Origin of the sequence: Pelotalea chapellei (genome assembly GCF_018531195.1) — a bacterium.
Classification (GTDB): Bacteria; Desulfobacterota; Desulfuromonadia; order Geobacterales; family Pseudopelobacteraceae; genus Pelotalea; species Pelotalea chapellei.
On record NZ_JAHDYS010000017.1, the window covers coordinates 18,467 to 42,103 of the forward strand.

General features: G+C 55.2%; 22 protein-coding genes and 1 pseudogene. 15 read left to right on the plus strand and 8 right to left on the minus strand.

Annotation, left to right across the window (positions count from 1 at the left end):
- Positions 1-38 precede the first annotated feature (38 nt).
- The 9 genes and pseudogenes from KJB30_RS15195 (at position 39) to proC (ending at position 12,158) form a co-directional block, all read left to right on the plus strand.
- Positions 39-1,679 (plus strand): transporter substrate-binding domain-containing protein, encoded by a 1,641-nt coding sequence (locus tag KJB30_RS15195; protein WP_367618995.1) that lies wholly within the window; start codon positions 39-41, stop codon positions 1,677-1,679.
- The gene (locus tag KJB30_RS15200) at positions 1,676-3,085 is read left to right on the plus strand and encodes a sigma-54-dependent transcriptional regulator (protein ID WP_214300869.1); all 1,410 of its coding nucleotides are present in this window, start codon (positions 1,676-1,678) and stop codon (positions 3,083-3,085) included. Before KJB30_RS15195 ends, KJB30_RS15200 begins: the two co-directional genes overlap by 4 nt.
- 191 nt (positions 3,086-3,276) lie before the next feature.
- Positions 3,277-3,423: pseudogene (locus tag KJB30_RS18530) on the plus strand (hypothetical protein); the annotation flags it as partial.
- 181 nt (positions 3,424-3,604) lie between these two features.
- A complete protein-coding gene (locus KJB30_RS15210; RefSeq protein ID WP_214300871.1) occupies positions 3,605-5,230 on the plus strand; it encodes an anaerobic C4-dicarboxylate transporter in 1,626 nt (541 codons plus the stop codon).
- Positions 5,231-5,412: 182 nt separating this feature from the next.
- A complete protein-coding gene (locus KJB30_RS15215) occupies positions 5,413-8,373 on the plus strand; it encodes an NAD-glutamate dehydrogenase domain-containing protein (RefSeq protein ID WP_214300873.1) in 2,961 nt (986 codons plus the stop codon).
- Between the two features lie 174 nt (positions 8,374-8,547).
- Entirely contained in the window at positions 8,548-9,978 is a 1,431-nt protein-coding gene (hpnJ, locus tag KJB30_RS15220; RefSeq protein ID WP_214300875.1) for a hopanoid biosynthesis associated radical SAM protein HpnJ, read from the plus strand.
- Between the two features lie 31 nt (positions 9,979-10,009).
- Positions 10,010-10,876, plus strand: a complete 867-nt coding sequence (hpnK, locus tag KJB30_RS15225; RefSeq protein WP_214300877.1) for a hopanoid biosynthesis-associated protein HpnK — start codon at positions 10,010-10,012, stop codon at positions 10,874-10,876.
- Positions 10,869-11,249: an EamA family transporter gene (locus tag KJB30_RS15230; RefSeq protein ID WP_214300879.1), complete on the plus strand. Its 381-nt coding sequence runs from the start codon at positions 10,869-10,871 to the stop codon at positions 11,247-11,249. The genes hpnK and KJB30_RS15230 overlap by 8 nt, the downstream gene beginning before the upstream one ends.
- Positions 11,250-11,345: 96 nt before the next feature.
- Positions 11,346-12,158, plus strand: a complete 813-nt coding sequence (gene proC, locus KJB30_RS15235) for a pyrroline-5-carboxylate reductase (RefSeq protein WP_214300881.1) — start codon at positions 11,346-11,348, stop codon at positions 12,156-12,158.
- Positions 12,159-12,230: 72 nt separating this feature from the next.
- Here proC and KJB30_RS15240 read toward each other — a convergent pair whose 3' ends face one another.
- From KJB30_RS15240 to KJB30_RS15250, 3 genes are all read right to left on the minus strand, one after another.
- The gene (locus tag KJB30_RS15240) at positions 12,231-12,413 is read right to left on the minus strand and encodes a hypothetical protein (RefSeq protein WP_214300883.1); all 183 of its coding nucleotides are present in this window, start codon (positions 12,411-12,413) and stop codon (positions 12,231-12,233) included.
- Positions 12,413-13,168, minus strand: coding sequence for a polysaccharide deacetylase family protein (locus KJB30_RS15245; RefSeq protein ID WP_437179739.1), 756 nt, complete (start codon positions 13,166-13,168; stop codon positions 12,413-12,415). Before KJB30_RS15245 ends, KJB30_RS15240 begins: the two co-directional genes overlap by 1 nt.
- A gap of 118 nt (positions 13,169-13,286) precedes the next feature.
- Entirely contained in the window at positions 13,287-13,739 is a 453-nt protein-coding gene (locus KJB30_RS15250; RefSeq protein WP_214300887.1) for a universal stress protein, read from the minus strand.
- A gap of 238 nt (positions 13,740-13,977) precedes the next feature.
- Between KJB30_RS15250 and KJB30_RS15255 the strand changes: the two genes are divergently transcribed.
- The 3 genes from KJB30_RS15255 to polA all read left to right on the plus strand — a co-directional run bounded on the left by KJB30_RS15255 (position 13,978) and on the right by polA (position 17,845).
- Positions 13,978-14,760 carry an IclR family transcriptional regulator gene (locus tag KJB30_RS15255; RefSeq protein ID WP_214300889.1) on the plus strand — a complete coding sequence of 261 codons (783 nt, stop codon included), beginning with the start codon at positions 13,978-13,980 and terminating at the stop codon, positions 14,758-14,760.
- Positions 14,761-14,873: 113 nt separating this feature from the next.
- On the plus strand, positions 14,874-15,065 hold the full coding sequence (locus KJB30_RS15260; RefSeq protein ID WP_214300891.1) for a DUF4177 domain-containing protein: 192 nt from the start codon (positions 14,874-14,876) through the stop codon (positions 15,063-15,065).
- Complete coding sequence (polA, locus tag KJB30_RS15265) at positions 15,062-17,845, plus strand: DNA polymerase I (RefSeq protein ID WP_214300893.1); 2,784 nt, start codon at positions 15,062-15,064, stop codon at positions 17,843-17,845. The genes KJB30_RS15260 and polA overlap by 4 nt, the downstream gene beginning before the upstream one ends.
- Positions 17,846-17,888: 43 nt before the next feature.
- Here polA and KJB30_RS15270 read toward each other — a convergent pair whose 3' ends face one another.
- Positions 17,889-18,155 (minus strand): hypothetical protein, encoded by a 267-nt coding sequence (locus KJB30_RS15270; RefSeq protein ID WP_214300895.1) that lies wholly within the window; start codon positions 18,153-18,155, stop codon positions 17,889-17,891.
- Positions 18,156-18,250: 95 nt separating this feature from the next.
- Here KJB30_RS15270 and recO point away from each other — a divergent pair, with 95 nt between their 5' ends.
- The 3 genes from recO (at position 18,251) to KJB30_RS15285 (ending at position 20,262) form a co-directional block, all read left to right on the plus strand.
- The gene (gene recO / locus KJB30_RS15275; protein WP_214300897.1) at positions 18,251-18,979 is read left to right on the plus strand and encodes a DNA repair protein RecO; all 729 of its coding nucleotides are present in this window, start codon (positions 18,251-18,253) and stop codon (positions 18,977-18,979) included.
- A 63-nt stretch (positions 18,980-19,042) separates the two neighbouring features.
- Complete coding sequence (locus KJB30_RS15280; protein WP_214300899.1) at positions 19,043-19,945, plus strand: LysM peptidoglycan-binding domain-containing protein; 903 nt, start codon at positions 19,043-19,045, stop codon at positions 19,943-19,945.
- Entirely contained in the window at positions 19,942-20,262 is a 321-nt protein-coding gene (locus KJB30_RS15285) for an RNA recognition motif domain-containing protein (RefSeq protein WP_214300901.1), read from the plus strand. The genes KJB30_RS15280 and KJB30_RS15285 overlap by 4 nt, the downstream gene beginning before the upstream one ends.
- A gap of 15 nt (positions 20,263-20,277) precedes the next feature.
- Here the strand turns inward: KJB30_RS15285 and KJB30_RS15290 are convergent, their stop codons facing one another.
- Genes KJB30_RS15290 through KJB30_RS15305 form a run of 4 tightly spaced genes read right to left on the minus strand, consistent with a single transcriptional unit; the run spans position 20,278 to position 23,627 of the window.
- Complete coding sequence (locus KJB30_RS15290; RefSeq protein WP_214300903.1) at positions 20,278-20,541, minus strand: cobalt transporter; 264 nt, start codon at positions 20,539-20,541, stop codon at positions 20,278-20,280.
- Positions 20,538-21,281: an energy-coupling factor ABC transporter permease gene (locus KJB30_RS15295; RefSeq protein ID WP_214300905.1), complete on the minus strand. Its 744-nt coding sequence runs from the start codon at positions 21,279-21,281 to the stop codon at positions 20,538-20,540. The genes KJB30_RS15290 and KJB30_RS15295 overlap by 4 nt, the downstream gene beginning before the upstream one ends.
- Before the next feature lie 4 nt (positions 21,282-21,285).
- Positions 21,286-22,725 carry a cobyrinic acid a,c-diamide synthase CobB gene (locus KJB30_RS15300; protein ID WP_214300907.1) on the minus strand — a complete coding sequence of 480 codons (1,440 nt, stop codon included), beginning with the start codon at positions 22,723-22,725 and terminating at the stop codon, positions 21,286-21,288.
- A complete protein-coding gene (locus KJB30_RS15305) occupies positions 22,722-23,627 on the minus strand; it encodes a TonB family protein (protein WP_214300909.1) in 906 nt (301 codons plus the stop codon). The genes KJB30_RS15300 and KJB30_RS15305 overlap by 4 nt, the downstream gene beginning before the upstream one ends.
- Positions 23,628-23,637 lie beyond the last annotated feature (10 nt).

Genomic DNA, 23,637 nt, shown 5'->3' on the forward strand with positions numbered 1-23,637 from the left:
TCGCAACTGCCGCGCAGGAAGCGCCGAAAGAGAAGAACGTGGTGCTTGTCGGCGGAGACCAAAGCTACCCCCCATACGAATTCATCGACAAGGATGGCAATCCGACCGGCTATAATGTCGAGCTGACCAGGGCCATCGCCAGGGTCATGGGCCTGAATGTCGAGGTCAGGCTGGGTACATGGGCGGAAATGCGCAACGCCCTGCTAAGCGGCAGGATCGATGCGCTGGAGGGGATGTCATACTCGGCTGAACGCGCCCTGACCATTGATTTCTCACCACCGCACACCATTGTGCATCATTCATTTTTTGCCCGCAAAGGCGTGGCTACACTTCCCACTCTGGCCAACCTGCGCAACAAGGAAGTCATTGTACTTAATCACGGAATCATGCAGGAGTTTCTCCGTGATCAGAACAGCGGGGCACGCATCGTGACCGCCGAGACCCATGCCGACGTGTTGCGCCTGCTGGCGGCTGGAAAGCACGATTATGCCCTGATGGCCAAACTGCCCGGGCTCTACCTGATCCGCGAACTGGGGCTCTCCAACCTGGAAGCAGTGGGAGATCCGGTTTCGGCCCAGGATTACTGCTTTGCCGTGGCCAAGGGAAATTCGGCTCTACTGGCCCGCTTCGGCGAAGGACTGGCTATTCTCAAGAACAGCGGAGAATACCAGCAGATCTACAACAGATGGCTGGGAGTGCTCGAGCCGCGTGGGATCACCTGGCAGCAGGCGGCCAAGTACGGGGCGATCATAATAGTGCCGCTGATCCTGCTCCTGGGGGGCATGGCCCTCTGGTCGCGGACCCTGCACCGTGAAGTGGCCCTGCGCACCGCAGAGCTGTCCCAGGAAGTGGCCGAGCGGCGCCACGCCGAAGAAGAGCTGCGCAGCCAACAACAGCAGCTGGTCCAGGCCGACAAGATGGCGGCGCTGGGGGTACTGGTTTCGGGAGTGGCCCATGAGGTCAACAACCCCAATGGACTTATTCTGCTGAATATGCCGGTGGTGATGGAGGCCTTCCAGGATGCGGAACCGATTCTGGAGGAATATTACCGGAAGCATGGCGATTTCGACTTTGCGGGACTGCGGTATTCACGCATGCGGGAGGCGCTGCCGCGCCTGATGAGCCAGATGCTGGAGGGCTCGAGAAGGGTCAAGGGTATCGTGGAGGACCTGAAAGATTTTGCCCGCCAGCCGGTTGCGGAACAGAGTGGAGACCTGGACCTGAACGAGACGGTCCGCGCAGCCCTGCGGCTGCTCTCCAACCTGATCGAGAAGAGTACCGAACACTTCAGCGTCGAGTATGGCGAGTCGCTGCCTCAGGTACGGGGGGCCGCCCAGCGCATCGAGCAGGTGGTGGTCAACCTGGTGATGAACGCCTGCCAGGCCCTCCCCTCGCCGGATCGGGGGGTGGCGCTACGCACCTTTCAGGATAAGGATACTAACTGCATCATTCTGGAGGTGCGGGATGAAGGTATCGGCATCCCGGCGGAAAACCTTTCCCGGCTGACCGATCCGTTTTTCACCACCAAGCGTGAGACCGGCGGCACCGGCCTTGGCCTCTCCATTTCAACCGGTATCGTCAAGGAACACAACGGTACCCTCGAATTCGATTCCACGCCCGGCCTGGGCACCACGGTCCGGCTGAGCCTGCCGATCCCCGTCAAGGAGTCTGCCCCATGAGCGTCACCCTCTACCCTTCTTTCAGCATCCTTCTGGTGGATGACGAGCCGGACTGGCTTTATTCCATGGGCATCAGCCTGGAGCGTGCCGGCATCAACAATATCCTGACCTGCAGCGACAGCCGTGCAGTGATGAAGATGCTGGCGGACAACCCGGTGGGCATCGTGCTGCTCGACCTGACCATGCCGCACCTCTCCGGCCAAGAGCTGCTGGGCATGATCGCCGAGGAGCATCCCGGGGTGACAGTGATCATCGTCAGCGGCCTTAATCAGTTGGAAACTGCAGTCGCCTGCATGCGGGGCGGAGCTTTTGACTACTACGTCAAGACTTCCGAGGAAGAGCGCATCATCAAAGGCGTCAAGCGCGCTGTACGGGAACAGGAACTTCAGCGGGAAAACCGGGAGCTGCGCACCCGTTTTCTCTATGACCGGCTGGAACATCCCGAGGCCTTCAGCAACATCATAACCGGCGACAAGGGTATGCGTTCCATCTTCCAGTACATCGAGGCGGTGGCGGTCAGCTCACAGCCTATTCTGGTCACCGGGGAAAGCGGCGTAGGCAAGGAGCTGGTCGTAGCTGCACTGCACAAGCTGAGTCGACGCAAGGGGGAACTGGTGGCGGTGAACGTAGCCGGCCTGGACGACACCATGGTTGCCGACACACTCTTTGGCCATCTGAAAGGGTCCTACACCAGCGCCGGCGAAGCTCGCGGCGGCATGATTGAACAGGCCGGAGAAGGCACCCTTTTTCTGGACGAAATCGGCGACCTGAGCCTGGCCTCCCAGGTCAAGCTGCTGCGCCTGCTGCAGGAGGGTGAATACTATCCCATCGGCAGCGACCGTCCCCGGCGGATGCGGGCCAGGGTCGTGGTGGCCACCCACCAGGAACTGGCCGACCGGCAGGCGGCAGGACAGTTCCGCAAGGATCTCTTTTACCGTTTGCGGGCGCACCACCTGCACATCCCCCCCCTGCGCAAGCGCAAGGGTGATATCCCGCTGCTTGTTGACCACTTTCTCGAGGAGGCTTCGCGGGAGTTCGGCAAGAAGAAGGCCACCGTACCCAAGGAGTTGGCCATCCTCCTTTCCACCTACGACTTCCCCGGCAATGTGCGCGAACTGAAGGCCATGGTCTACGATGCGGTCAGCTTTCACCAGGGGGGTGTGCTCTCCATGGAAGCCTTCATTCGGGCCATTGGCGGACGACCGGCGGAAGCGCTTGTGGAGCGGGATGCCGACCCATCCTCCAATCCCTTCTTCGCTATGGAGCGGCTGCCCGGTTTCAGCGATGCCATCGAGCTGCTGGTGAGCGAAGCGATCCGGCGGGCCGAAGGAAACCAATCCATCGCCGCCCGCCTGCTAGGAGTCAGCCAGTCCGCTCTCAGCAAACGGCTCAAGCCGAAGTCGTAGCAGACAAAATGTGTTAGGAGTGCCAGGCAGTGTTGCCTCAAAGTAGCCTCAATCTCCCCTCCCGCACGGGGAGGGGGAGATTGAGTGCCGAAGTTGTCGTGCAAATCTTAATTCTGTATCAATGCCAATCCCTCCCCCTTGACGGGGGGCTGAAGTGCTAGGAAACCAAGAGCTTCCTTCATACGTTTGCCAGAGAACTGCGCAATAACACTACAGACGTAGAGCGCATTCTCTGGCGTCATTTAAGAAGCAGACGACGCCCCCAAAAGGGGTATGCCCACCGGAATAGTATTCCTCTCGGCATACCTCATCTAACCACCTGTAATTCCGCAGTTTAACACCACACACTCGCCACAAATTTTCCATCCGTCATACCCCTTTCCGTCAACATCCACGCAATTATTTCCGTAAAATCAGCGTATTACATATTCCCTCCTTTTGGCATTTTCAATGCTAATGAGAATGTCGATTAACGACCCCTGTGGGGGATTTCTGAAAGATGAAAAAGGAGTAGGCAACATGTTTTGGATCGAGTTCGCGGTGGTACTGGCTGCAATCTTTATTGGTGCCCGTCTGGGGGGCGTTGGCCTTGGGGTCATGGGAGGTCTCGGACTGGCTGTTCTGACCTTTATCTTTCATCTGCAGCCGACCGCTCCTCCCATCGACGTCATGTTGATGATCACGGCGGTGGTAACCGCAGCCGGCGTGCTGCAGGCGGCCGGAGGGCTGGATTACCTGGTCAGCCTGGCGGAGAAAATTCTGCGCAACAACCCTGACCGGATCACCTTTTTCGGTCCGCTGGTGACTTACTTCTTCACCCTCTTTGCCGGCACCGGCCATGTCGCTTACTCGGTGCTGCCGGTGATTGCCGAGGTGGCCCGTGAAACCGGAGTTCGCCCCGAACGCCCCATGTCCATCTCCGTAATCGCTTCCCAGCAGGCCATCACCGCCAGCCCCATCGCAGCGGCTACCGTGGCCCTGCTTGGGCTACTGGGAGGTTCTGCGGCCAAGTTCGGCTTCAATGTCGAATTGATCGACATCCTCAAGGTCTGTATTCCTTCCACGCTGATCGGCGTGCTGCTTGCCGCCTTCGTATCCAACAAACTGGGCAAGGATCTGGACAAGGATCCCGCCTACCAGCAGCGTGTGAAAGAGGGTCTGGCCCCTGCACCCCACACCACAAGCATTTCGGTAACAGCCAAAAGCTTTCCGGCCACCGCCAAAATTGCAGTTGGGCTCTTCATGCTGGGCACCCTGCTGGTGGTCCTGTTCGGCTCTTTCCCACAGATGCGCCCGGAATGGAGCACAGGCAGCGACACCAGGATCAGCCACATCGTGGTAAAGAGCGAGGCCGAGGCCAAGGATGTGCTGGCACAGCTGAAGTCGGGCGGCAGTTTCTCGGATGTTGCCAAGCAGTGCTCCATCGACGCCACGTCGACCACCGGCGGCGATCTGGGCTGGCAGGCCAAGGGCAAGATGCTGCCTGAGTTCGAGAAAGCCTGTGCCAAACTGAAAAAAGCGGGTGATCTGACCGAGGTGGTCAAGACCCCCTTCGGATATCACATCGTCAAATTTGACGAGAAACGTCCCGCCCAAGCCAAAGAAAAAATGGGCATGCCCCACGTTATCGAGATTGTGATGCTGACCATCGCCGCACTGATGCTATTGATCTGCAAGGTCAAGATCTCCACCATAACCGAGGGGAGCGTTTTTATCGCCGGCATCCAGGCAGTCATCGCCATCTTCGGCATCGCCTGGATGGGGGACACCTTCTTCCAGGGCAACATGGAACTGTTGAGCGGCTCGATCAAAAGCATGGTCACCACCGCACCCTGGCTGTTCGCCTTCGCCCTGTTCGTGCTTTCGATCCTGCTCTACAGCCAGGCCGCCACGGTGCGAGCCCTCATGCCGCTCGGCATCAGCCTCGGTATTCCGGCCCCCTTTCTGATCGCCATGTTTCCGGCAGTCAACGGCTATTTCTTCATCCCCAACTATCCGACCATCGTGGCCGCCATCAACTTCGATCGCACCGGCACGACCGGTATCGGCAAGTATGTGCTTAACCACAGCTTCATGATACCGGGGCTGGTGGCGACGTTCAGCTCCATCGGCATTGGTTTCTTGCTGGTCAAGTTCATGTTCTGACAAGCTACTGCGGGGCCAATCTGCGGCGTTGCCGCTCACTCAAAATCTCAACGTACCAAGGGGTACGCCTCGGCCTTTCGTTCGCTTGCGCTTCAGGCCCTGTGGGTCCTTGCATCTCGGCCTCTTTAGGCCCTTTGGGTCCTCGCGACGCTTGTTAACAAACTGCTAAAAAAGGAATAGCCATGAAAACAACTGCAGCTGAGCAAAAAATGAGAAGTTCTGAAACCATGGAAAACCGCAACTGGCTGATGGAACAGATGAACCCCTACTTCTTTGTGGCCATGAAGGACGAAGCCGGAGCAATCGCGCTTTTGGAACGGGAAATGGGAACCTTGCGCAACAATCGCCGCCTGGTGCTGGCGGACCGTGACAAGGCTTTCATCCAGGCCATGCCTAACATGCCCGGCTCCCTGTACGATACCCTTCGCCGGATCCCGGAGCGTGAAATTTCCTACGCCCTGATCGCTCATTCGGAAGGTCCGCTCCCCGGCATGGATGCTACTTTGGAAATCCAGCGTTTCGAGTTTGACCGCAAGAGCAACCAGGATATCCAGCAGGGTCTGGCCGTCGTTGTCCCTGCCGATATCAAAAGCAGGATTGCAGCCGCGCTGAAAAAACATTACCCCGATTTTGATCGGAAAGTCTTGGAACGCCTGCTGCGGATCATCTGGCTGAACAACGAAAACTACGTGCGCACCGCTTCCCCGGAGCGGGTTGCCCAGATCCTGCACCTGTTCCAGAAGGGCAATCAGGGAGGCGGGCTGCACCTGGATGTGGAACCGGTGGAAGAGGGACGGGAATCACGGATTCACTTTGCTGTGGGCAACCCGCCCCAGAAAGACTTCCTGCTCCAGCTGATGGAGGTCTTCAACCGCCTCGACCTGGGGGTCAACCGGGCCTACTGCCTGACGATCTCAAACGGCACCCACCCCTATTTCCTCGGCACTTTTTATGTAAGACGCCGGGACGGCGAGGTGCTCAACCGGGGCAGCGAGCTGTTCAGCCGCCTGCAGAACGAACTCTGCAATACCCAGATCCTGGCGACACATTCCCAGACGTACCGGGATTACGTGATCAACCAGGTGATGACCGGTGAAGAGGCCTCCCTGGTTAACGCCTTCATCGCCTTCTGCCATACCAATCTGGCCCACAACCAGCCCGACCGCTTCGGCCTGGACGATATCCGCAACGCCTTCCACTCCCATCCGGAGATCGCCCTGCAACTGACCAAGCTCTTCCGGGTGCGTTTCGACCCGGAGATCACCGAGCGGGAGACGGCCTATCAGTCCGTGCTGGATGAGACCCGGCGGACCGTGGAGGCATACAACACCGGTCACCGCTACCTGGACGACATCCGCCGTACCATCTTCAGCTGCTGCCTTATTTTCATCCAGCACACGCTGAAGACCAACTTCTTCGTGCTGACCAAGCAGGCCCTTGCATTCCGCCTCGATCCGGCCTACCTGGCGGCGCTTGGTCCCCAGTTCACCGCGGACCTGCCCCAGGCAACGCCTTTCCGGGTGACCTTTTTCTTCAGCCGTGCCGGCTTCGGCTACCACATCGGCTTTTCCGATATCGCCAGGGGTGGCTGGCGCACGGTTATCTCCCGTTCGCCGGACGACTTCATCACCAACGGCAATACCATCTTCCGGGAAAATTTCGTCCTGGCCCACACCCAGCACCTCAAGAACAAGGATATCTACGAGGGTGGTTCCAAGATGGTGGTGCTGCTGAACGCCTCGGACCTGAAGTCGGCGGAACGGGAACTGGAAACCTGGCGGCTGTACAAGCTTCAGTACGGTATCACCAATGCTTTCCTGGATATTTTCGTTACAAAGGAGGGCGTCGCGCAGCATCCGGCGGTGGTGGACTACTACCGCGAAGATGAGCCGATCGAGGTGGGACCGGATGAAAACATGCACGACAGCATGATCGAGTCCATCGCCCGTTTGTCGCGCAAACGGGGATACATCCTCGGCATCGGCATCATGTCCAGCAAAGAGGTTGGCATCAATCACAAGGAATTCGGCGTCACCTCAACCGGCGTGGTGCGGTTTGCCGAGCTGACCATGCAGGAGTTGGGCATCGACATGCACCGGGAGCAGTTCAGCGTCAAATTCACCGGCGGCCCTAACGGCGACGTGGCGGGCAATGCCATGAGGATCATGCTGGAACGCTGCCCCAGGATGGAGATCAGGCTGATTCTGGACGGCACCGCCGCCCTGTTCGACCTGCAGGGGGCCGACCACCGCGAGCTCGGGCGCATTCTGCTGAAAGAGGATCTGGATGCCTTCAATCCCCAGGCACTTCACCCTGGGGGCTTCATGCTCTTCCGTTCCGGCTGCCGCACCGAGGGGCTGAAGGCGCTCTATCGCAAAGTAACCATGACCGAGGCAGGCCTGAGCGAGGAATGGATTTCCGTTGATGAGTTTTCCCGTGAGTTCGGCGACCTTCCCTTTACCACTCCGGCCGATCTGTTCATCCCCGGCGGCGGCAGGCCGGAAACCATCGACAGTACAAACTGGGAGCGCTTCTTCCTGGCTGACGGCAGCCCATCCAGCCGGGCTGTAGTCGAGGGGGCCAACTCGTTCATCACTCCCGATGCCCGTGTTCAGCTGCAGAAGCGGGGGGTGATCATCATGCGCGACGCCTCGGCCAACAAGTGCGGCGTCATCTCGTCGTCATACGAAATCATCGCCAACCTGCTCTTCTCAGAGAGCGAGTTTCTGCAGAACAAGCAGCGCTATGTAGGTGACGTGCTGGCAATCCTGGAGAAACGGGCAGGCGACGAGGCGCGCCTTATCCTCAACCGCCGTCGTCAGGAGCCGACTCTGCTGTGTACAGAGATCTCAGATGCCATCAGCAGCGAGATCAACGGGCATTATGCCCGCCTGTTCAAATTCTTCCAGGGGCGTCCGGAGCTTTGCCTCCAGCCGCTGTTCCGGCGGGTGATCCTTTCCCATCTCCCCCGCATGGTCAGCGAGGAGCCACGCTACCGCCGCCGCATAGCCAACCTGCCGCAGAAGTACCTTTCTGCCATCCTGGCAGCTGAGCTCGGCTCTTCGATGGTTTACCGGGGCGACCGGGAGACCGAGTTCGAGGAAATCCTCAAGCTGCACATCGCACGAAATTTCTCCGGGTAACACAGTAGCCCTTTGCACTACGCTGTCCTGTTGGGAACCGCCTCCACCGACTTATCCGTCGCTGGAGGCGGTTTTATTTATAGCGCCGGCTCGTTCCCTTAAGGACAGAATCGTTGACTTTTCGACGGTAAATCACTATTCTGTCACATTTTTAGCCGCAGATAAGGAGCCGTAATGAAACCGCTATTTTTGAACCCACCAACTTTCGAGGATTTTGACGGCGGCGCCGGTGCGCGCTACCAGGCTTCCCGCGAAGTAACCTCTTTCTGGTACCCCACCTGGCTCTGTTTTCCTGCAGCAATGATCGAAGGCAGCCGCGTAGTTGACGCTCCGGTGCAGAAATTCGACCTTGAGAAGTGCCTGGAGATTGCCAAAGACTTCGACATGGTGGTCATGTACACCTCCACCCCCACCTTGATGATGGATATCGAGACCGCCCGGCGCATCAAGGGGGTCAAGCCTGAAATAGTAACCGTTCTGACCGGCCCCCATGTGACGATCCTGCCCGAGGAATCGCTGAAGGCCGGCAAAGGCGCCATCGACATTGTCTGTCGCGGCGAATTCGATTATTCAACCAAGGAACTCTGCGAAGGCCGTAACTGGAGCAGCGTGGACGGCATCAGCTTCATGCAGGACGGAAAAGCCGTCCATACCGCTGACCGCCCGATGATCGAGGATCTGGATGCCCTACCCTTTGTGGCGCCAATCTACAAGCGCGACCTGCCGATTTCGGAATACGTCATACCGCACTTCAAGAGCCCCTACGTCTCGATTTACTCCAGCCGCGGCTGTCCCTCCAAATGCATCTATTGCCTCTGGCCCCAGACTTTCTCCGGACAGCGCATGCGTACCCGCTCTCCCCAGAATGTCTACGAAGAGATTAAGTGGATCGTGGAAAACATTCCCGAGATGAAGGAACTCTCCTTTGACGACGACACCTTTACCGCCAACAGGGAACATGCCCGGGAAATTGCACGCCTGATCAAGCCGCTGAATATTTCCTGGACCATCAACGCCCGGGCAAACACCGATTATGAAACCCTCCGCATCATGCGCGACGCCGGACTGCGCCATGTAGTGGTGGGATTTGAAAGCGGCAACGCCCAGATCCTCAAGAACATCAAGAAGGGTGTTACCAAAGAGCAGGCCCTCGAGTTCACCAGGAACTGCAAGAAACTGGGGCTGTCTGTCCATGGCGCCTTTATCATGGGCCTGCCGGGCGAGACAAAAGAAACAATCCAGGAAACGATCAAGTTTGCCAAGGAGATGGACCTCAACTCCATCCAGGCCTCGCTGGCTTCACCCTATCCCGGCACCGAATTCTACGATATGTGCAAGGAGAACGGCTGGATTTCTTCGGACAACTTCATTGACGACACCGGCCACCAGAAATGCGTGATCAATTATCCGAACCTCTCCAACGCCGAAATCTTCAACTCCGTGGAAGAGTTCTACAACAAGTTCTATTTCCGCCCCAAGTACATTGCCCGCAGCATCGGCAGGATGATCGTCAACTCCGAAGAGCGCAAAAAACTGCTCAAGGAAGGCAAGCAGTACCTGCAGTATATGAGAAAACGCAAGGAATCCTGCGAGTCCTGCAAATAGATAAGTCCTCACGAAACAAGAAAGACAAGCATTGAAACAATTGATCATTACATCCGACGACTTCGGCCTTTCCACCGGCGTCAACCGCGCCGTGGAAAAGGCCTGGCGCGAAGGCATACTGACCTGCGCTTCCATCATGCCCGGAGGCGCAGCCTTCGACGATGCGGTGAAAATTGCCAAAGCCAATCCCGGCCTGCAGGTGGGGCTGCACCTGACCCTGGTGCAGGGGAAAGCTGTCCTGCCCAACGAAAAGGTTCGGGAACTGGTGAACGCTGGGGGGCATTTCTCCGACAATCCGGTAAAATCGGGGTTCCGCTATTTCATCGACCGGGGACTGTTCCTTCAGCTCAAGCGGGAGATCGAGGCCCAGATAGTCAAGGTACTTGACGCCGGCATCCCCCTGACCCACGTGGACGGGCACCTCAACATCCACATGCACCCCACGATCTTCAGAATTCTTGCCGAACTGATGCCCCGTTACGGCATCACCAGCTTCCGCCTCTCCCGGGAACGCCTGTCCCACAACCTGACCTTCGACCGGACCCGCCGCCTGGGCAAGACGGTTGAAAACATCATCTTCAGCTCGCTTTCCGATCATTGCCGTCCGATCCTGGAAAAGCTCGGCATCAGGTCAGCTACGGAAGTCAAAGGTGTACTTAATTCCGGCTGCATGACCGAGGAATACATCCTCAACATTCTTGATGGACTCTGCAATGGTCTCACGGAAATCTATTTTCATCCCGGAATTTTGCCTGATGAAGAGATAACTCGACGCATGCCGACCTATCGCCATACTGAAGAACTGGCATCCATAACCAGTTCCCGAATCAGACAAAAACTCACATCCCTGGGAATTGAGCTGGTCAATTACCGGGGAGACAGGAAAAATCATGCTTAAAACTGTTATTGTCATGTTCCTGGCGGTCAGCGCCGGGACCGTGGGGGATATCCTTCTGGCCAAGGGAATGAAAGAGATGGGGGATCTCTCGGCCATGAATTTCCGCGGTATTTTAGACGCAGCCCTGCGGGCCCTGACCACCCCTAAATTGATCTTCGGCACATCAATGCTGGCTATTTTCTTTTTCCTCTGGCTGGCGGTGCTCTCCTGGGAAGACCTGTCCGTGGCACTGCCCATGCAGGCTCTTAACTACGTGCTGGTGGCCTTTCTGTCACAGTATTTTCTGGGAGAAGTTGTCTCTCCCCTACGCTGGGCCGGGACGGTGCTGGTCTGCGTGGGTGTCATGATGATCACTCGAAGCGGCGGACAGTAATCGGGGGACTGGGGATCAAGGACTTCGGTCGCAGGTCTTATGTCCTGCGGCAACTCAGAGACTCAGTGACTTGAAACACAACGGGAGGTGGGAAGCATGCTGGAAGGAAAGAAAATCGGCTTCATTGGCGGCGGCAACATGGCCGAGGCTATTATCAAGGGTTTGCTGGCCGGCGGAGTTCATACGGATTCGGTTGTAGTCGCCGAACCGATGCCGCTGCGCAGGGACTTCCTCTCCTCCGAGTATGCTGCCGAGGTAAGCGATGACAACCTGGAGGTGGCCCGGCAGGCGGACATCGTTGTTCTTGCGATCAAACCGCAGATGGCAGGCAGTGTATTGGCCAGCCTGGAACCGGCGATTCTGGGGAACAAACTGGTAGTCTCGATCATGGCCGGGGTTTCCACCGCATTTATCGAAGAGGCACTGACCAACGGCGTGCGGGTGGTACGGGCCATGCCGAATACGCCTGCCCTGATCCAGGCAGCGGCCACAGCCATCTGTCCCGGCAAAAAAGCCACTTCCAGCGACCTTGACATGGCCAGGGCCATTTTTGAACGAGTCGGCACTGTGGTAACTGTTCCGGAGAAAATGATGGATGCTGTTACCGGGCTTTCCGGAAGCGGACCCGCCTATGTCTACACCTTCGTTGAAGCGCTCTCCGATGCTGGTGTCAAAAACGGGCTACTCAGAGAAGTTGCAACGGAGCTTGCCGTCCAGACTGTGCTGGGCTCCTGTCGCATGATTGCAGAAACCGGCGAGCACCCCGCCCTGCTGCGGGAAAAAGTCACCTCTCCCGGCGGCACCACCATCACCGGCCTGCATGCCCTGGAAAGCGGCTGTTTCCGCGGAACGATCATGGATGCCGTGGATGCAGCCTGCCGTCGATCAAAAGAACTGGCCGGAAAATAACCTTTACAGACGCTCTATCAGCAGAAAAGGCGGCCGCGTGGCCGCCTTTTCTGTTTTACCTATCTTCAGTGCCTATTTTGAAGAGTCATCCTGCTGATTCAGTCTGTCATAAAGTGCAATCTGTTCAGCCATAGAGAGTTTCTTGCGACAGCAGCCGGCACGGTTGAGGCAGAGCCGGCAGCGGTCATCGGAACACCATTGGCAAAAGGTGCAATCAGGACAGGGGTGTTTTTTGGAAGGGGTATCGCTATCCATCAATACACCACGTTGCGCTTGACTGCATTACCTTCCAGCAGATGTGCAAATGATTTGCCGCTGTCTGCATTGATGAGCAGGTAGCGGGGCAGCTTCATGATATTGTCCGTGGCCGTGGCATGCCGCCTTTCGATGGTAAAAGTTGCTCCATAGCCGGCTTCGGCGGCCTTCTTCAACAGATGATCGTCATAGATACCGAAGGGCCAGGCCAGCATGTCAACCTGTCCCCCAAGTTCTTTTTCGAGTTTGGCCTTGGCCTTGGACAACTGAACCTGCACCAGCTTTTCATATTCATCCGGCTTCAGCTTGCGCTTTTCACGCTTGAAATTGGGATGCCAGTAGGTATGGGACTGGATATCGAACAGGCCGGTCTTCTTGAGCTCCCGCAGCTGGTCCCAGGTAAGGGCGTATTTCGCATTGGAGATGGCGGATGGATAGGTAAAAATCGTCACCGGATATTTGTATTTGCGAATTATGGGCAGCATATCGCTGTACACGGACTTGTGGGCATCATCCTCGACGATCACCACCGACTTCGGCTTTGGCGCAGGTCCCTTCTTCTTGTAATAGTCAATCAGCTGGCGCAGAGGGATTACAGTGTAGCCGTTATCATGCAAATATTTCATGTGAGCTTCAAAAACCGAAGTAGTGATCGTCATACCGTCGGCAACAGTGGGGCCAAGGCGATGATACAGAAGAATGGGAACCTGGAAATTTTCAGCACTGTAAGCGGGAAGCGGAAGTACAAGCAGCATGGTGAAGAGGACAAGACGAAGTTTAAGCGACAATTTCATGAAACAGAACCTTCCTTGAGTTGAATTGGTGAATAATTATAGGTGTTCACACACCCACGGCATGTGATGCCTAACACAATTACCTGACAATATATACTGAACAGGCTGCGGTAGTAGCGACCTTATGGGAAACACTACCTTTGAGACGACGCTGCAGAAAGCCTTTTCCGGAGCTGCCGATGACAATCACGTCCACCTGCTCTTTTTTGGCAAAATTCAGGAGCTTTTCGGCCGGTTCACCGTATTCCACAACCATTTCAAGCGGAACATTATGCTCCAGGGCGCTTTTCTCGATCACGTAGAATATCTGGCGACGCAATTGATCCCATCGATCAGTTTCCGTAACCGGCGCTGAGGGGACAAAGTCAGTATAAGTTGAAGTAGGTGCATTGGGCAGTACCAGCATGGCATAAATACGGCTCATGAACTGACTCTGGCTGCCAGCCGCCATTCGGACAGCCTCTTCTGCTGCCTTATCAGACTGGGGCGAGCCATCTATAGCTACCAGGATCTTTTTTCTGAGGTTTAGCACACATCCCTCCGCTAAAAATTTTTAACAATAAATTTAATAATTTTTTTTCAAAACAATATTATTAAAGGTAAAACAAAGACTTATTGCTAGTTGACATATATAAAACATTATTCTATGATTTTTAAAACACAAGCACTCTTGACTCAATTTTTAATGTTTGCTATTTTTTATCAGCTGTTCCAGCAAGTTAACAACCACACATTTTCGATCACCACATTACAATTGACAGGATACCACCATGGCTAAAAAAGAAAAATCAGAATATCTCATCCAGGCAGTGTCTCATGCACTGGACCTTTTGGAGCAGTTTCACGGAGAAACTGACGAATTGGGGGTAACTGAGCTCAGCAAACGGCTCAAACTGCATAAGAACAATGTTTTCCGATTACTGGCTACGCTCGAGTCGCGCGGTTACATAGAACAGAACCGCGTCACGGAAAATTATCGTCTAGGATTAAAAACATTGGAATTGGGGCAGACGTTTATACGTCAGATGGGCCTTCTGCGCCAGTCAAAACCGGTCTTGGAATCATTGGTCAAAGACTGCAATGAGACAACCTATGTAGCAATCCTTAAGGATTTCAGCATCATCTATCTGGATGCAGTGGAAACCGACATGACTGTCCGTGTCGTTCCCCGGGTCGGCTCACGCCTGCCTGCCTACTGCACTGCCGCAGGAAAAGTTCAGATTGCCTTTATGAGCGACGAGGAACTGGAAAATTATCTGCCGGGCAGAGAGCTCAAGCGTTTTACCAACAACACCATCATTGACAAAGATCAGCTTAAGAAACAGCTTAAGGAAATAGCCGAGCAGGGTTATGCGATCGACAACGAGGAACTGGACATCGGAGTCAAATGCGTCAGCGCCCCTATCCGTGATTATACCCGCCGCATAATTGGTGCTGTCAGTATTTCAGGTCCTTCCATGCGCTTCGGAGACGAACGGATTGACAAGGAATTAATTCCCCTGGCCATCAAGGCTTCCGAAGAAATCTCAGCCAAACTTGGCTTCCAGAAATAAATACATCTTTCCGAATGGCTATCAAAAGGCGGCTTCCAAGCCGCCTTTTCTGTTTCCGCTTGAAGAGTGGAACAGGGTTGACTACGATATTAAAAAAATGCAGGGGCATTACTATGCTGACGTATAAAGTGCTTGAACTTTCCACCGTAACCGAAGAGTCAATTCAACAGACACTTAATGAATGGACCTCCAAGGGCTGGCATTTCGACAGCATGCAGTTTGCCATGCGCGATTCGAGCCGACGCCCTTCCATGGCGTTTATTCTATTCACACGCGAAGATACTCCCGGAGCAACAGCATCATGAACAAAGACACACTCTATCTAATCGATGGCTCTTCCTATATCTACCGGGCCTACTTCGCCATCCGCCACCTCTCCTCTCCCAGCGGGCACCCTACCAACGCCATTTACGGCTTCGTGCAGATGCTGCTCAAGCTGCTCAAGGATTATTCCCCCCATCACGTGGCCATGGTTTTCGATGCAGGAAAAATCACTTTCCGCACCGAAATGTATTCTGATTACAAGGCCAACCGGGCGACCATGCCCGACGACCTGTCTGTACAGATGGGGCCGATCCGCGAAGTTGTGCGGGCGTTCAATATCCCTACCCTGGAACTGGAAGGTTACGAAGCGGATGACATCATTGGCAAACTGGCTGCCAAATTCGCAAAAAATGGCGGCCGGGTGGTGGTTGTTACCGGCGACAAGGATCTGATGCAGATCGTGACCGACAAGGTCACCCTGTTGGACACGATGAAGGGCAAGGAATCTGGCATTGCCGAGGTGATCGAGCGTTTCGGCGTCCCTCCGGAGCGGGTCACGGACATCCTGGGACTTGCGGGTGATGCATCAGACAACATCCCGGGAGTGCCAGGAATCGGGGAAAAAACCGCCACAAAACTGATCCAGCAGTTTGGTTCTCTGGACCAGCTTCTTGAGCGCTGTGGAGAGGTCAAGGGTAAGGTTGGCGAGAAGCTGTGCGCATTTCAGGAACAGGCGCTGCTTTCACGCCGTTTAGCCACCATCAATTGTGACGTCCCGATAGAAATTACTCTGGAGGATCTGGCTGCGCGGGAACCGGACCAGGAGACCTTGAATAACTTCTTCAAGAAGTACGGCTTTACTTCCCTGATCAAGGAACTGACCGGGCGTTCCACCCTTTCTACCGAAAATTACCGCACTATTACCACGGAAGCGGAACTGGACGAATTGGTCCGGGAACTGGAACAGGCCGGAGAATTTGCTCTGGATCTGGAGACCACCAGCCTTGAACCTCGGCAGGCCATCATTGTCGGCCTGTCCTTCTCCCACACGGAGCATGCCGCCTGCTACATCCCGGTGTGGCACATTTCGGGACCACTTCCGCCGAAACGAGAGCTGTGCGGCTGTTTCACAGCAATCCCTGCCGCGAATGGCACCACACCGCTCCCGCTGGCTGATCCACAGGGCAACAATACCGGTACGGTTCTCCAGCCGGGACAACTCCCCTGCGCACTGGTGCTGAAACGCCTGGTTCCGCTTCTGGAAAATCCAGATTTGCGCAAGGTAGGCCAGAATATAAAATTTGACATGCAGGTGCTGGCCAACTGCGGTATTGACCTGAAAGGGGTATCTTTCGATACCATGCTGGCCTCCTATCTGCTCAATCCAGCACGCCAGGGGCATGGCCTCGAGGCCCTATCCATCGAGCACCTCGGCCACAAGATGATCAGTTATAGCGATGCTACCGGCACCGGCAAGGAACAGAAAAATTTTGCACAGGTGGAGATCGAGGATGCCAGCCGCTACGCCTGCGAAGATGCGGACGCCACCTGGCTTCTGCGTCAGAAGTTTGGGCCCCTGCTGAAAGAGCACGGCCTGGAACCGCTCTTCCAGAACCTGGAAATACCGTTGATGTCGATCCTGGGTGCCATGGAGAACCATGGCGTTCTGCTGGATGTCCAACTGCTGGACCGCCTCTCAGCAGAGTTCGCCCTGCGTCTTGCCGAGTTGGAGAACAACGTGTACGCCTTGGCCGGTGCCCCGTTTAATCTCAATTCTCCCAAACAGATGGGGGAGGTACTCTTTGAACGTATGGGACTGAAGACCGGCAAGAAAAACAAAGGCAAAACTGGTTGGTCCACCGATAATGAGGTACTGACTGCCCTTGCAGAGGAGCATGAGATCGCCCGCCTGATCCTTGAGTATCGGGGCATATGCAAACTCAAATCAACCTACAGTGACTCCTTGCCGCGCCTGGTCAGTCCGATCACAGGGCGGGTGCATACCTCCTACAACCAGACCGTCACCAACACCGGACGCCTTTCTTCATCCGATCCCAACCTGCAGAACATTCCAATCCGTAGTAACGAAGGGCGCCTGATCCGTCATGCCTTTATCGCCCCCCCGGGCCAGGTGATACTCTCGGCCGACTATTCACAGATCGAACTACGCGTGCTGGCCCATCTCTCCGGAGACCAGGTTTTCTGCCACGCCTTTGCCAATGACGAGGATATCCACACCCGTACCGCTGCCGAAGTATTCGGGCTGTTTCCCGAAATGATCACCCCGGATATGCGCCGTCAGGCCAAGACCATCAACTTCGGCATCATCTATGGGCAAGGCTCATTCAGCCTGGCCAAGCAGTTGGGCATTGCCCGCAAAACAGCAGAGGAATTCATCAGCACATACAAGCAGCGCCACGCGGGAGCCGTGGATTTCCTCGAGGCGTGTGTCCGACAGGCCGAGCAGACCGGCTATGTCACCACAATCCTCAACCGCAGGCTGCCCATTCCGGATATTTCCAGCAGCAACGGCAATGTGCGCGCCTTTGCCCAACGCAACGCCATCAATTACCCGATCCAGGGGTCGGCTGCCGACATCATCAAAAGCGCCATGATCCGGGTGGATGGAAGAATCCGCAAAGAGGGACTCGCCAGCCGCCTGATTATGCAAGTGCATGATGAACTGGTTTTTGAAGTTCCGGAAGAGGAACTGCTAAGAATGGAAGTGCTGGTAGAGGAAGAAATGTCCCAGGCAGTGGAGATGCGGGTGCCGCTGAAGGTTGATATCAGTCACGGCGCCAACTGGAGCGAGGCCCATTGACACACCTTAGATGGGTGGTCAACCGGCCTCACAACCTTTATCGTTATTTCTTTGGCCGTTCAAAACAGATAACGCCTACCGTTCCAAATCTGTTACCCGTCGTGAATTCGGAGAGATAAACCATCCTCCAACCATCATACTTGGAGAAAACCTGTTGCATTTCTGTTGCATCTCGCATGTCACTTGGCTCGCATCGGGTCTCCATGTAAGGAGTATCGCGATCCGAACCTCGCATGACTGCTGAAATATTGGCCGGCTGGCATCCAGTAAGTGTGCTCAGTACTAAACCAATACAGACAATTTTTTTCATAACATCCTCCAATTAGTTTTGACAACGGTTTCGAGCAATATCGCTGATACACTGCATGTGGTCAATGAAAAACACCGTGGAACAAGCTACACTCTATGCATACCGAAAAACTACAAGCCTTTACCATCTCCACCATAGACTATGGCGACAGCGATCGGATCGTATCACTGTTTACCCTGGAACAGGGTCGACTGCGGGCATTTGCACGGGGGGCGCGCAAGAGCCGCAAACGCTTTGGCGCAGCCTTGGAACCTTTTGCCAGAATCGAGGTTCAGGTGAGGATCAAGGAGGGGTTATCCGGGCTGGTCCAGGCTGATATCCACAGCATCTATCCCCACATCCGCAATGACCTGGAGAAGATCGCCCATGCCCTGTACGCCTGTGAACTGGTGGATTCAATCACCGCCGAGAGTCAGCCGCTGCCCCGTCTCTACCGCCTGTTTGCTGCCTATCTTGACCGTTTGGAAACCGCACCTGCACAGGAAGATGAACGTCGTTTCTTCGAGATCAACCTTCTGAACATCCTCGGCTATCGTCCAGCACTGGAAAACTGCTCCCGCTGCGGCACTTCCTATAATACCCGCGGAGCAATTCTGCTGGAAGGGGGTGAGCTGTGCTGTGGTCCGTGTGCGGCACCAGGACGTCCATTATCAGACGCAACCTTGAAAAACCTGCAGGCATGCCTCGGGACCGGAACATTCGGTTCGATACCGCTTCAGCCAGACGTCCTGATTCAGGCAGGCGCACTGCTTGATGACGCCATATCCGCCCATACGGGACGCCGCCTGAAAAGCCTGAACTTTCTTCGACAGGTAAGTTTGTAGATATTTTGAGATATTGATAATAAAAGTGTTTATGCCTCTCATTAAATAATATACGATGCGCCCATGAAAAAGAGCTTTCATGCCTCCATAATCGCTGCATCACTCTTTGCCGGCAGTCTTGCCGCCTTTGCCGCACCTTCCGACTTTGAACTTGACCTTAAAGATCTACCAGGCAATGTCCGTTCTTCGCAACCGCACAAGATGGAATCCCGCAAAAAACTTAAATCTGCCGCGGCCACCCTCTCTCCTTCGGAAAGCAGCAGCTACCTCGTCCAACCGGGTGATCATCTATTTCTGATTCTCATGCGGCATTACGGTCTTTCAAATGATGCAGCTGAACAGCTGATTCCTGAAATCATGAGCCTCAACAACATCCACAATCCACGCAGCCTCGTCAGAGGTCAACGCTTGACCATCCCCCTGCCTGCCCGACCGGAGCGCATGGCGCGAAGAGCAGAAAAAGCCGTCGTTCAACCGGAGATTTCACCTGCTGCAATACCACCGGAACCGCTGCCATCTCCAGTCAATGTCACCTCTCGCAGCGTGGAAATAGCAGCCGTTTCCAGTTGTGATCTGGGAAGAAAGTTTGCCGAAAAACTCAACCTCCTCGTGCCATCTCTCGGTATTATTCAAGGCTTTTCCAATTTCACAGCCGGTCATGCCGGACTGACCGTTGCCGTTGCCTGTGGTGAACTTGCACCTGAGGAGATTTACACGTACAATAAACTGCTCGCACAACACGGTATTCAACTGCTCGTTTTTGCAGATGATGAGCCGCATCGCCGCGTGATTGAAAAGCTTGCCAACCACCTCAGCCTTCCTTACCAGATGGATGAAGCGGCAGGACGGAACCAGCTTCCATTAAAAGTTCTATTTCCGACAGCAGGCGTTGGCAGTCGGGAAATGAGACTTACAGTGCTGGCAACAGCCAGCGTAAAGGGACGTACTTTAAGGAGTGAACAATGAGTAAGGAATTGTATGTGGGGAGTATTTCACCAAAAGCAACGGAAGAGGACCTCATAAAGTTGTTTACAGTAGCGGGCACCGTGACATCAGTCCATCTGATCAGAGACAATCAAACCGGAGAGTTCAAAGAGTGCGGCTATGTAAGAATGGCTACCGAGGAGCAGGTCAAGGAGGCGATTAACCTTCTGGATGGCGCCCTGCTGATAAATCGAGTGATAAGTGTCAGTGTAGCCCGACCAAAAACCACCAACAAGCCGGGATCGGGCAACAACCGTAAATTCTCCCCTGAAAAGCGGCCCTCAAAGAGTAAAAGGTAAGTTAACCTTTCAACTTTATTTGCTCGACTGTTTTTTCCCTTCCAGCAGGACCCGCCAATAATATCCAGCCATAAAACCGCCCACGGCACCTGCCAGCAAAAATGCGAACAGTTGCAGATCACCTTCAAGGGATACCAACGGTTCACGTGCGTTGCGTCCCTGCTCGGCAGCGATTTTCTGAACCACGGCTTCGTCAAGCCCCTGCCACTTTTCCACCGCATCGGATCTACCAGTCAAAAGCGCCACACTCAGCACAATACCACATAACAAGTGTCTCACCTGTCACCTCCTACGGTAGCTGCCAATGCAGTACGAGCCAGCAGGTCCGGACGTTTTTTGCGCAGCAATGACACCATTCCTGCCGTTATGGTTCCCTCCAGGATTCCTAATGGAAGCTGAGTCGGAACAAAAGCCAGACCGATCTTGGTGAACAGTGGCCAGAAAGGACCGGTTCCCTTGATGCCGGCCGCCAAAATCACCGCGGTTGTAGCATAGGTTGACCAATCCGCCATCAGTCCGGCCACAAAGGCAGCCGCCACCGGTCCGACTCCGCAAATACGCATCAGCCGAAAGCTCAGGTATCCGGCAAATGAACCGATCACTCCCATGGCAAACAGGTTGGCACCCCAGGTTGTGAGGCCGCCATGGGACAGAAACAGGGCCTGAATCAGTAGTGCGACAGCGGCAACAACCACTCCCAGAGTCGGACCAAGGATAACGGCTGCCAGCCCGGTGCCGCAGGGATGTGAACAGGTGCCTGTCGGCATCGGGATCGGCATGCAGGAGATGACAAACACCACCGCTGCCATCATACCAACCAGCGGCTTGCTGGAAAGATCCTGGGCCGAGCGACGAGCCAAGGTGCGCAACCCCAGGGCAAGAAACGGTGCAGATACTACAAACCACACCAATGCCCAGGAAAACGGCAGAATACCTTCTGATATGTGCATTGCATAAGAGTATTCCGGAAGAAAAACCAGGGGCAGGACAACTGACAACAACAGAACGCAAAACTTCATCAAATCACTCCGGTCCCCAGGTTGGGGCTCCGGTTTGTAGCATGGAGCGCCTGCTTTTACAAGCCTCCGCGAAGACTTGAGCAATGGCAGGATTGCTGCCGAAATGCAGGTGAATATAGGAGCCAAGACAGTTGCGGAAGCGATAACCCTCGGCCCCCAACTGAACGCCTTGTCTGATTACACGGTAACAGCGCTCGACATGCTCCGGCATGGGGCTGATTTCGGAATAATGAAATTCATGTCCCCGAGCGGAAGTACCGCTCGTACCAATGACGGTATCTGTAATGAATTCCACCTGGCGATAGCCGAGTGCCTTGCGCTTAGGAAGCATGCGGGTACGCACCGGGAAGATACCGACAAAATCGGCTGCCGGGTTCCCCCCCGCAGGCTCCATTCCCTCGGTAAGATAGATGAATCCGCCACATTCGGCATACACCGGCATATCTTCATCTACAGCTTTTTTGATTGATTCCAGCATGCTGCTGTTGCCAGCCAGACGATCCGCATACAGCTCGGGATAGCCACCCGGCAGGTAGATGCCGCTGATATCAGGCGGCAGAACGTCGTCATCCAGCGGTGAAAAGGGCACGATTTCGACGCCGGCCTCCCGCAGCAGACGCAGATTATCCTCATAGACGAAGCAGAAAGCGGCATCGCGGGCCACGGCAATGCGAATGGGAGAAATCCCCCCCGGCCCCCCTTTGATAAAGGGGGGAGGAATTGTTGCCCCCCCCTTTGCAAAAGGGGGGCCGGGGGGGATTTGAAGCCCTACCAACTCATCCAGGTCCAGATACTTCTCGGCCATCTCAGCCAGATGCACCAGGTACTCTGTCGAAAGAGGATTATCTTCAACCGTCACCAACCCCAGATGGCGCGACGGAATTTCCAGCGCTGCATTTCTGGGAATACAGCCCAACAGCGCCACATCCGGCAGATGCTCAGCCATCACCTGCCGCAGCAGATCGCCATGAGACGCACTGCCCACATTGTTGAAGATCACCCCGGCCAGCTTGACTCTTGCATCAAAACCGGCAAAGCCGGCCACCAAGGGCGCCGCACTGGCCGCCATCCCGCGTGCATTGACCACAAGCACAACCGGTGCTCCGGTAACCGCGGCAACCTGGGCACTGCTACCTTGCATAAGAGAACCGCCAATGCCATCGAACAGTCCCATCACCCCTTCGATTATTGCAACATCAGCTCCATTTGCATGCACACCGAATGTATCGACAACATATGATTCAGGACACATCCAACCGTCGAGATTTACGGAGGGAAGTCCCGCAGCCTGACGATGGTAACCGGGATCGATGAAATCGGGGCCACACTTAAAGGGAGCCACTGACAACCCACGCTGACGCAAGGCAGCCATGATCGCCAGACTGACTGTAGTCTTTCCGCTACCGCTCTGGGGAGCTGCTATCAGGAAACCATTGCGCTTCATCTGAGTGATTTCCTTGACAATCCATATTGAAAAAAAGCGAGCAGATGGAACTCATCCTTGTCGTAACCCCGGGGAAAAGAACCAACCGGTCCGATCTGTTTCAATGTCCGAAGCACCTCATCATCAAGAACAACGGCTCCGGAACTCTCAAGCAACTGCACATGCATGATTTCACCTCGGCGATTAAAGGTGATCTTGACCGGCGTAATTCCTTCGATACCGTTTCTTGCAGCCTCCTGGGGATAGCGCCAGACGCCATATACGGCGTTCTCAAAACGCCGCAGAAATGAGCCGAACTGGATGTCGTCGGTATTGAGGAATTTTGTGTCCCCTTCGGCAATCTCACCCTCAAATTTGCGGCGGTAATTTTCTTCCAATTTGGCCATTTTGCTGGCAGCAGGAAAGAGCTGCGGCTTGCTCCGGTTCTGTGCCGTCTGCTGTTGCCGGGGTTTCAAGAGACTGGATGCCGACGAACCTGGCGGAACCTGATCTGGAACACGGGAGGGAAGCGGCAATGACGGCCGGCCTGGAGTTGCCATTTCACCTGGAGCCGGTTGCACGACCTGCGGTTGGGTCTGTGGTTGTATCTGTGGTTGTGGCGGTCGGGAACGGGGAATTGAACGAGACGCTTGTGCAGGCATGCTATCACGAGCGTCGATCCCCCTCGGCGCCATCTCCCGCTCAGCCCTCATCCGTCGGTCAGAGAGGCGTGGCGTCTGCTGCTGCCGGGGTGCTTCAGCTTTAAGCTCGGGTACCTGCTGCAGGTCGATGAAGACAGGTTCCTTGGGGGGTGGCGGTTGTTGTGCAGGCAGATACAACACCAGGAACGCCACTACCAGATGAATAAGAAGTGAACAGCCCACAAAGGCAAGCAACGATTTTTCAATATAGCGGTCAGACATATATAGACGC

Excerpts from the sequence above, each read along its gene's own strand:
- KJB30_RS15280 (WP_214300899.1), top strand. The coding sequence starts at position 19,043 with ATGAAAAAGAGCTTTCATGCCTCCATAATCGCTGCATCACTCTTTGCC.
- proC (WP_214300881.1), top strand. The coding sequence starts at position 11,346 with ATGCTGGAAGGAAAGAAAATCGGCTTCATTGGCGGCGGCAACATGGCC.
- KJB30_RS15300 (WP_214300907.1), bottom strand. The coding sequence starts at position 22,725 with ATGAAGCGCAATGGTTTCCTGATAGCAGCTCCCCAGAGCGGTAGCGGA.
- KJB30_RS15305 (WP_214300909.1), bottom strand. The coding sequence starts at position 23,627 with ATGTCTGACCGCTATATTGAAAAATCGTTGCTTGCCTTTGTGGGCTGT.
- polA (WP_214300893.1), top strand. The coding sequence starts at position 15,062 with ATGAACAAAGACACACTCTATCTAATCGATGGCTCTTCCTATATCTAC.
- KJB30_RS15245 (WP_437179739.1), bottom strand. The coding sequence starts at position 13,168 with ATGCTGCTTGTACTTCCGCTTCCCGCTTACAGTGCTGAAAATTTCCAG.
- KJB30_RS15230 (WP_214300879.1), top strand. The coding sequence starts at position 10,869 with ATGCTTAAAACTGTTATTGTCATGTTCCTGGCGGTCAGCGCCGGGACC.
- recO (WP_214300897.1), top strand. The coding sequence starts at position 18,251 with ATGCATACCGAAAAACTACAAGCCTTTACCATCTCCACCATAGACTAT.
- KJB30_RS15215 (WP_214300873.1), top strand. The coding sequence starts at position 5,413 with ATGAAAACAACTGCAGCTGAGCAAAAAATGAGAAGTTCTGAAACCATG.
- KJB30_RS15255 (WP_214300889.1), top strand. The coding sequence starts at position 13,978 with ATGGCTAAAAAAGAAAAATCAGAATATCTCATCCAGGCAGTGTCTCAT.
- KJB30_RS15295 (WP_214300905.1), bottom strand. The coding sequence starts at position 21,281 with ATGAAGTTTTGCGTTCTGTTGTTGTCAGTTGTCCTGCCCCTGGTTTTT.
- KJB30_RS15270 (WP_214300895.1), bottom strand. The coding sequence starts at position 18,155 with ATGAAAAAAATTGTCTGTATTGGTTTAGTACTGAGCACACTTACTGGA.
- KJB30_RS15240 (WP_214300883.1), bottom strand. The coding sequence starts at position 12,413 with ATGGATAGCGATACCCCTTCCAAAAAACACCCCTGTCCTGATTGCACC.
- KJB30_RS15260 (WP_214300891.1), top strand. The coding sequence starts at position 14,874 with ATGCTGACGTATAAAGTGCTTGAACTTTCCACCGTAACCGAAGAGTCA.
- hpnJ (WP_214300875.1), top strand. The coding sequence starts at position 8,548 with ATGAAACCGCTATTTTTGAACCCACCAACTTTCGAGGATTTTGACGGC.
- KJB30_RS15285 (WP_214300901.1), top strand. The coding sequence starts at position 19,942 with ATGAGTAAGGAATTGTATGTGGGGAGTATTTCACCAAAAGCAACGGAA.
- KJB30_RS15210 (WP_214300871.1), top strand. The coding sequence starts at position 3,605 with ATGTTTTGGATCGAGTTCGCGGTGGTACTGGCTGCAATCTTTATTGGT.
- KJB30_RS15200 (WP_214300869.1), top strand. The coding sequence starts at position 1,676 with ATGAGCGTCACCCTCTACCCTTCTTTCAGCATCCTTCTGGTGGATGAC.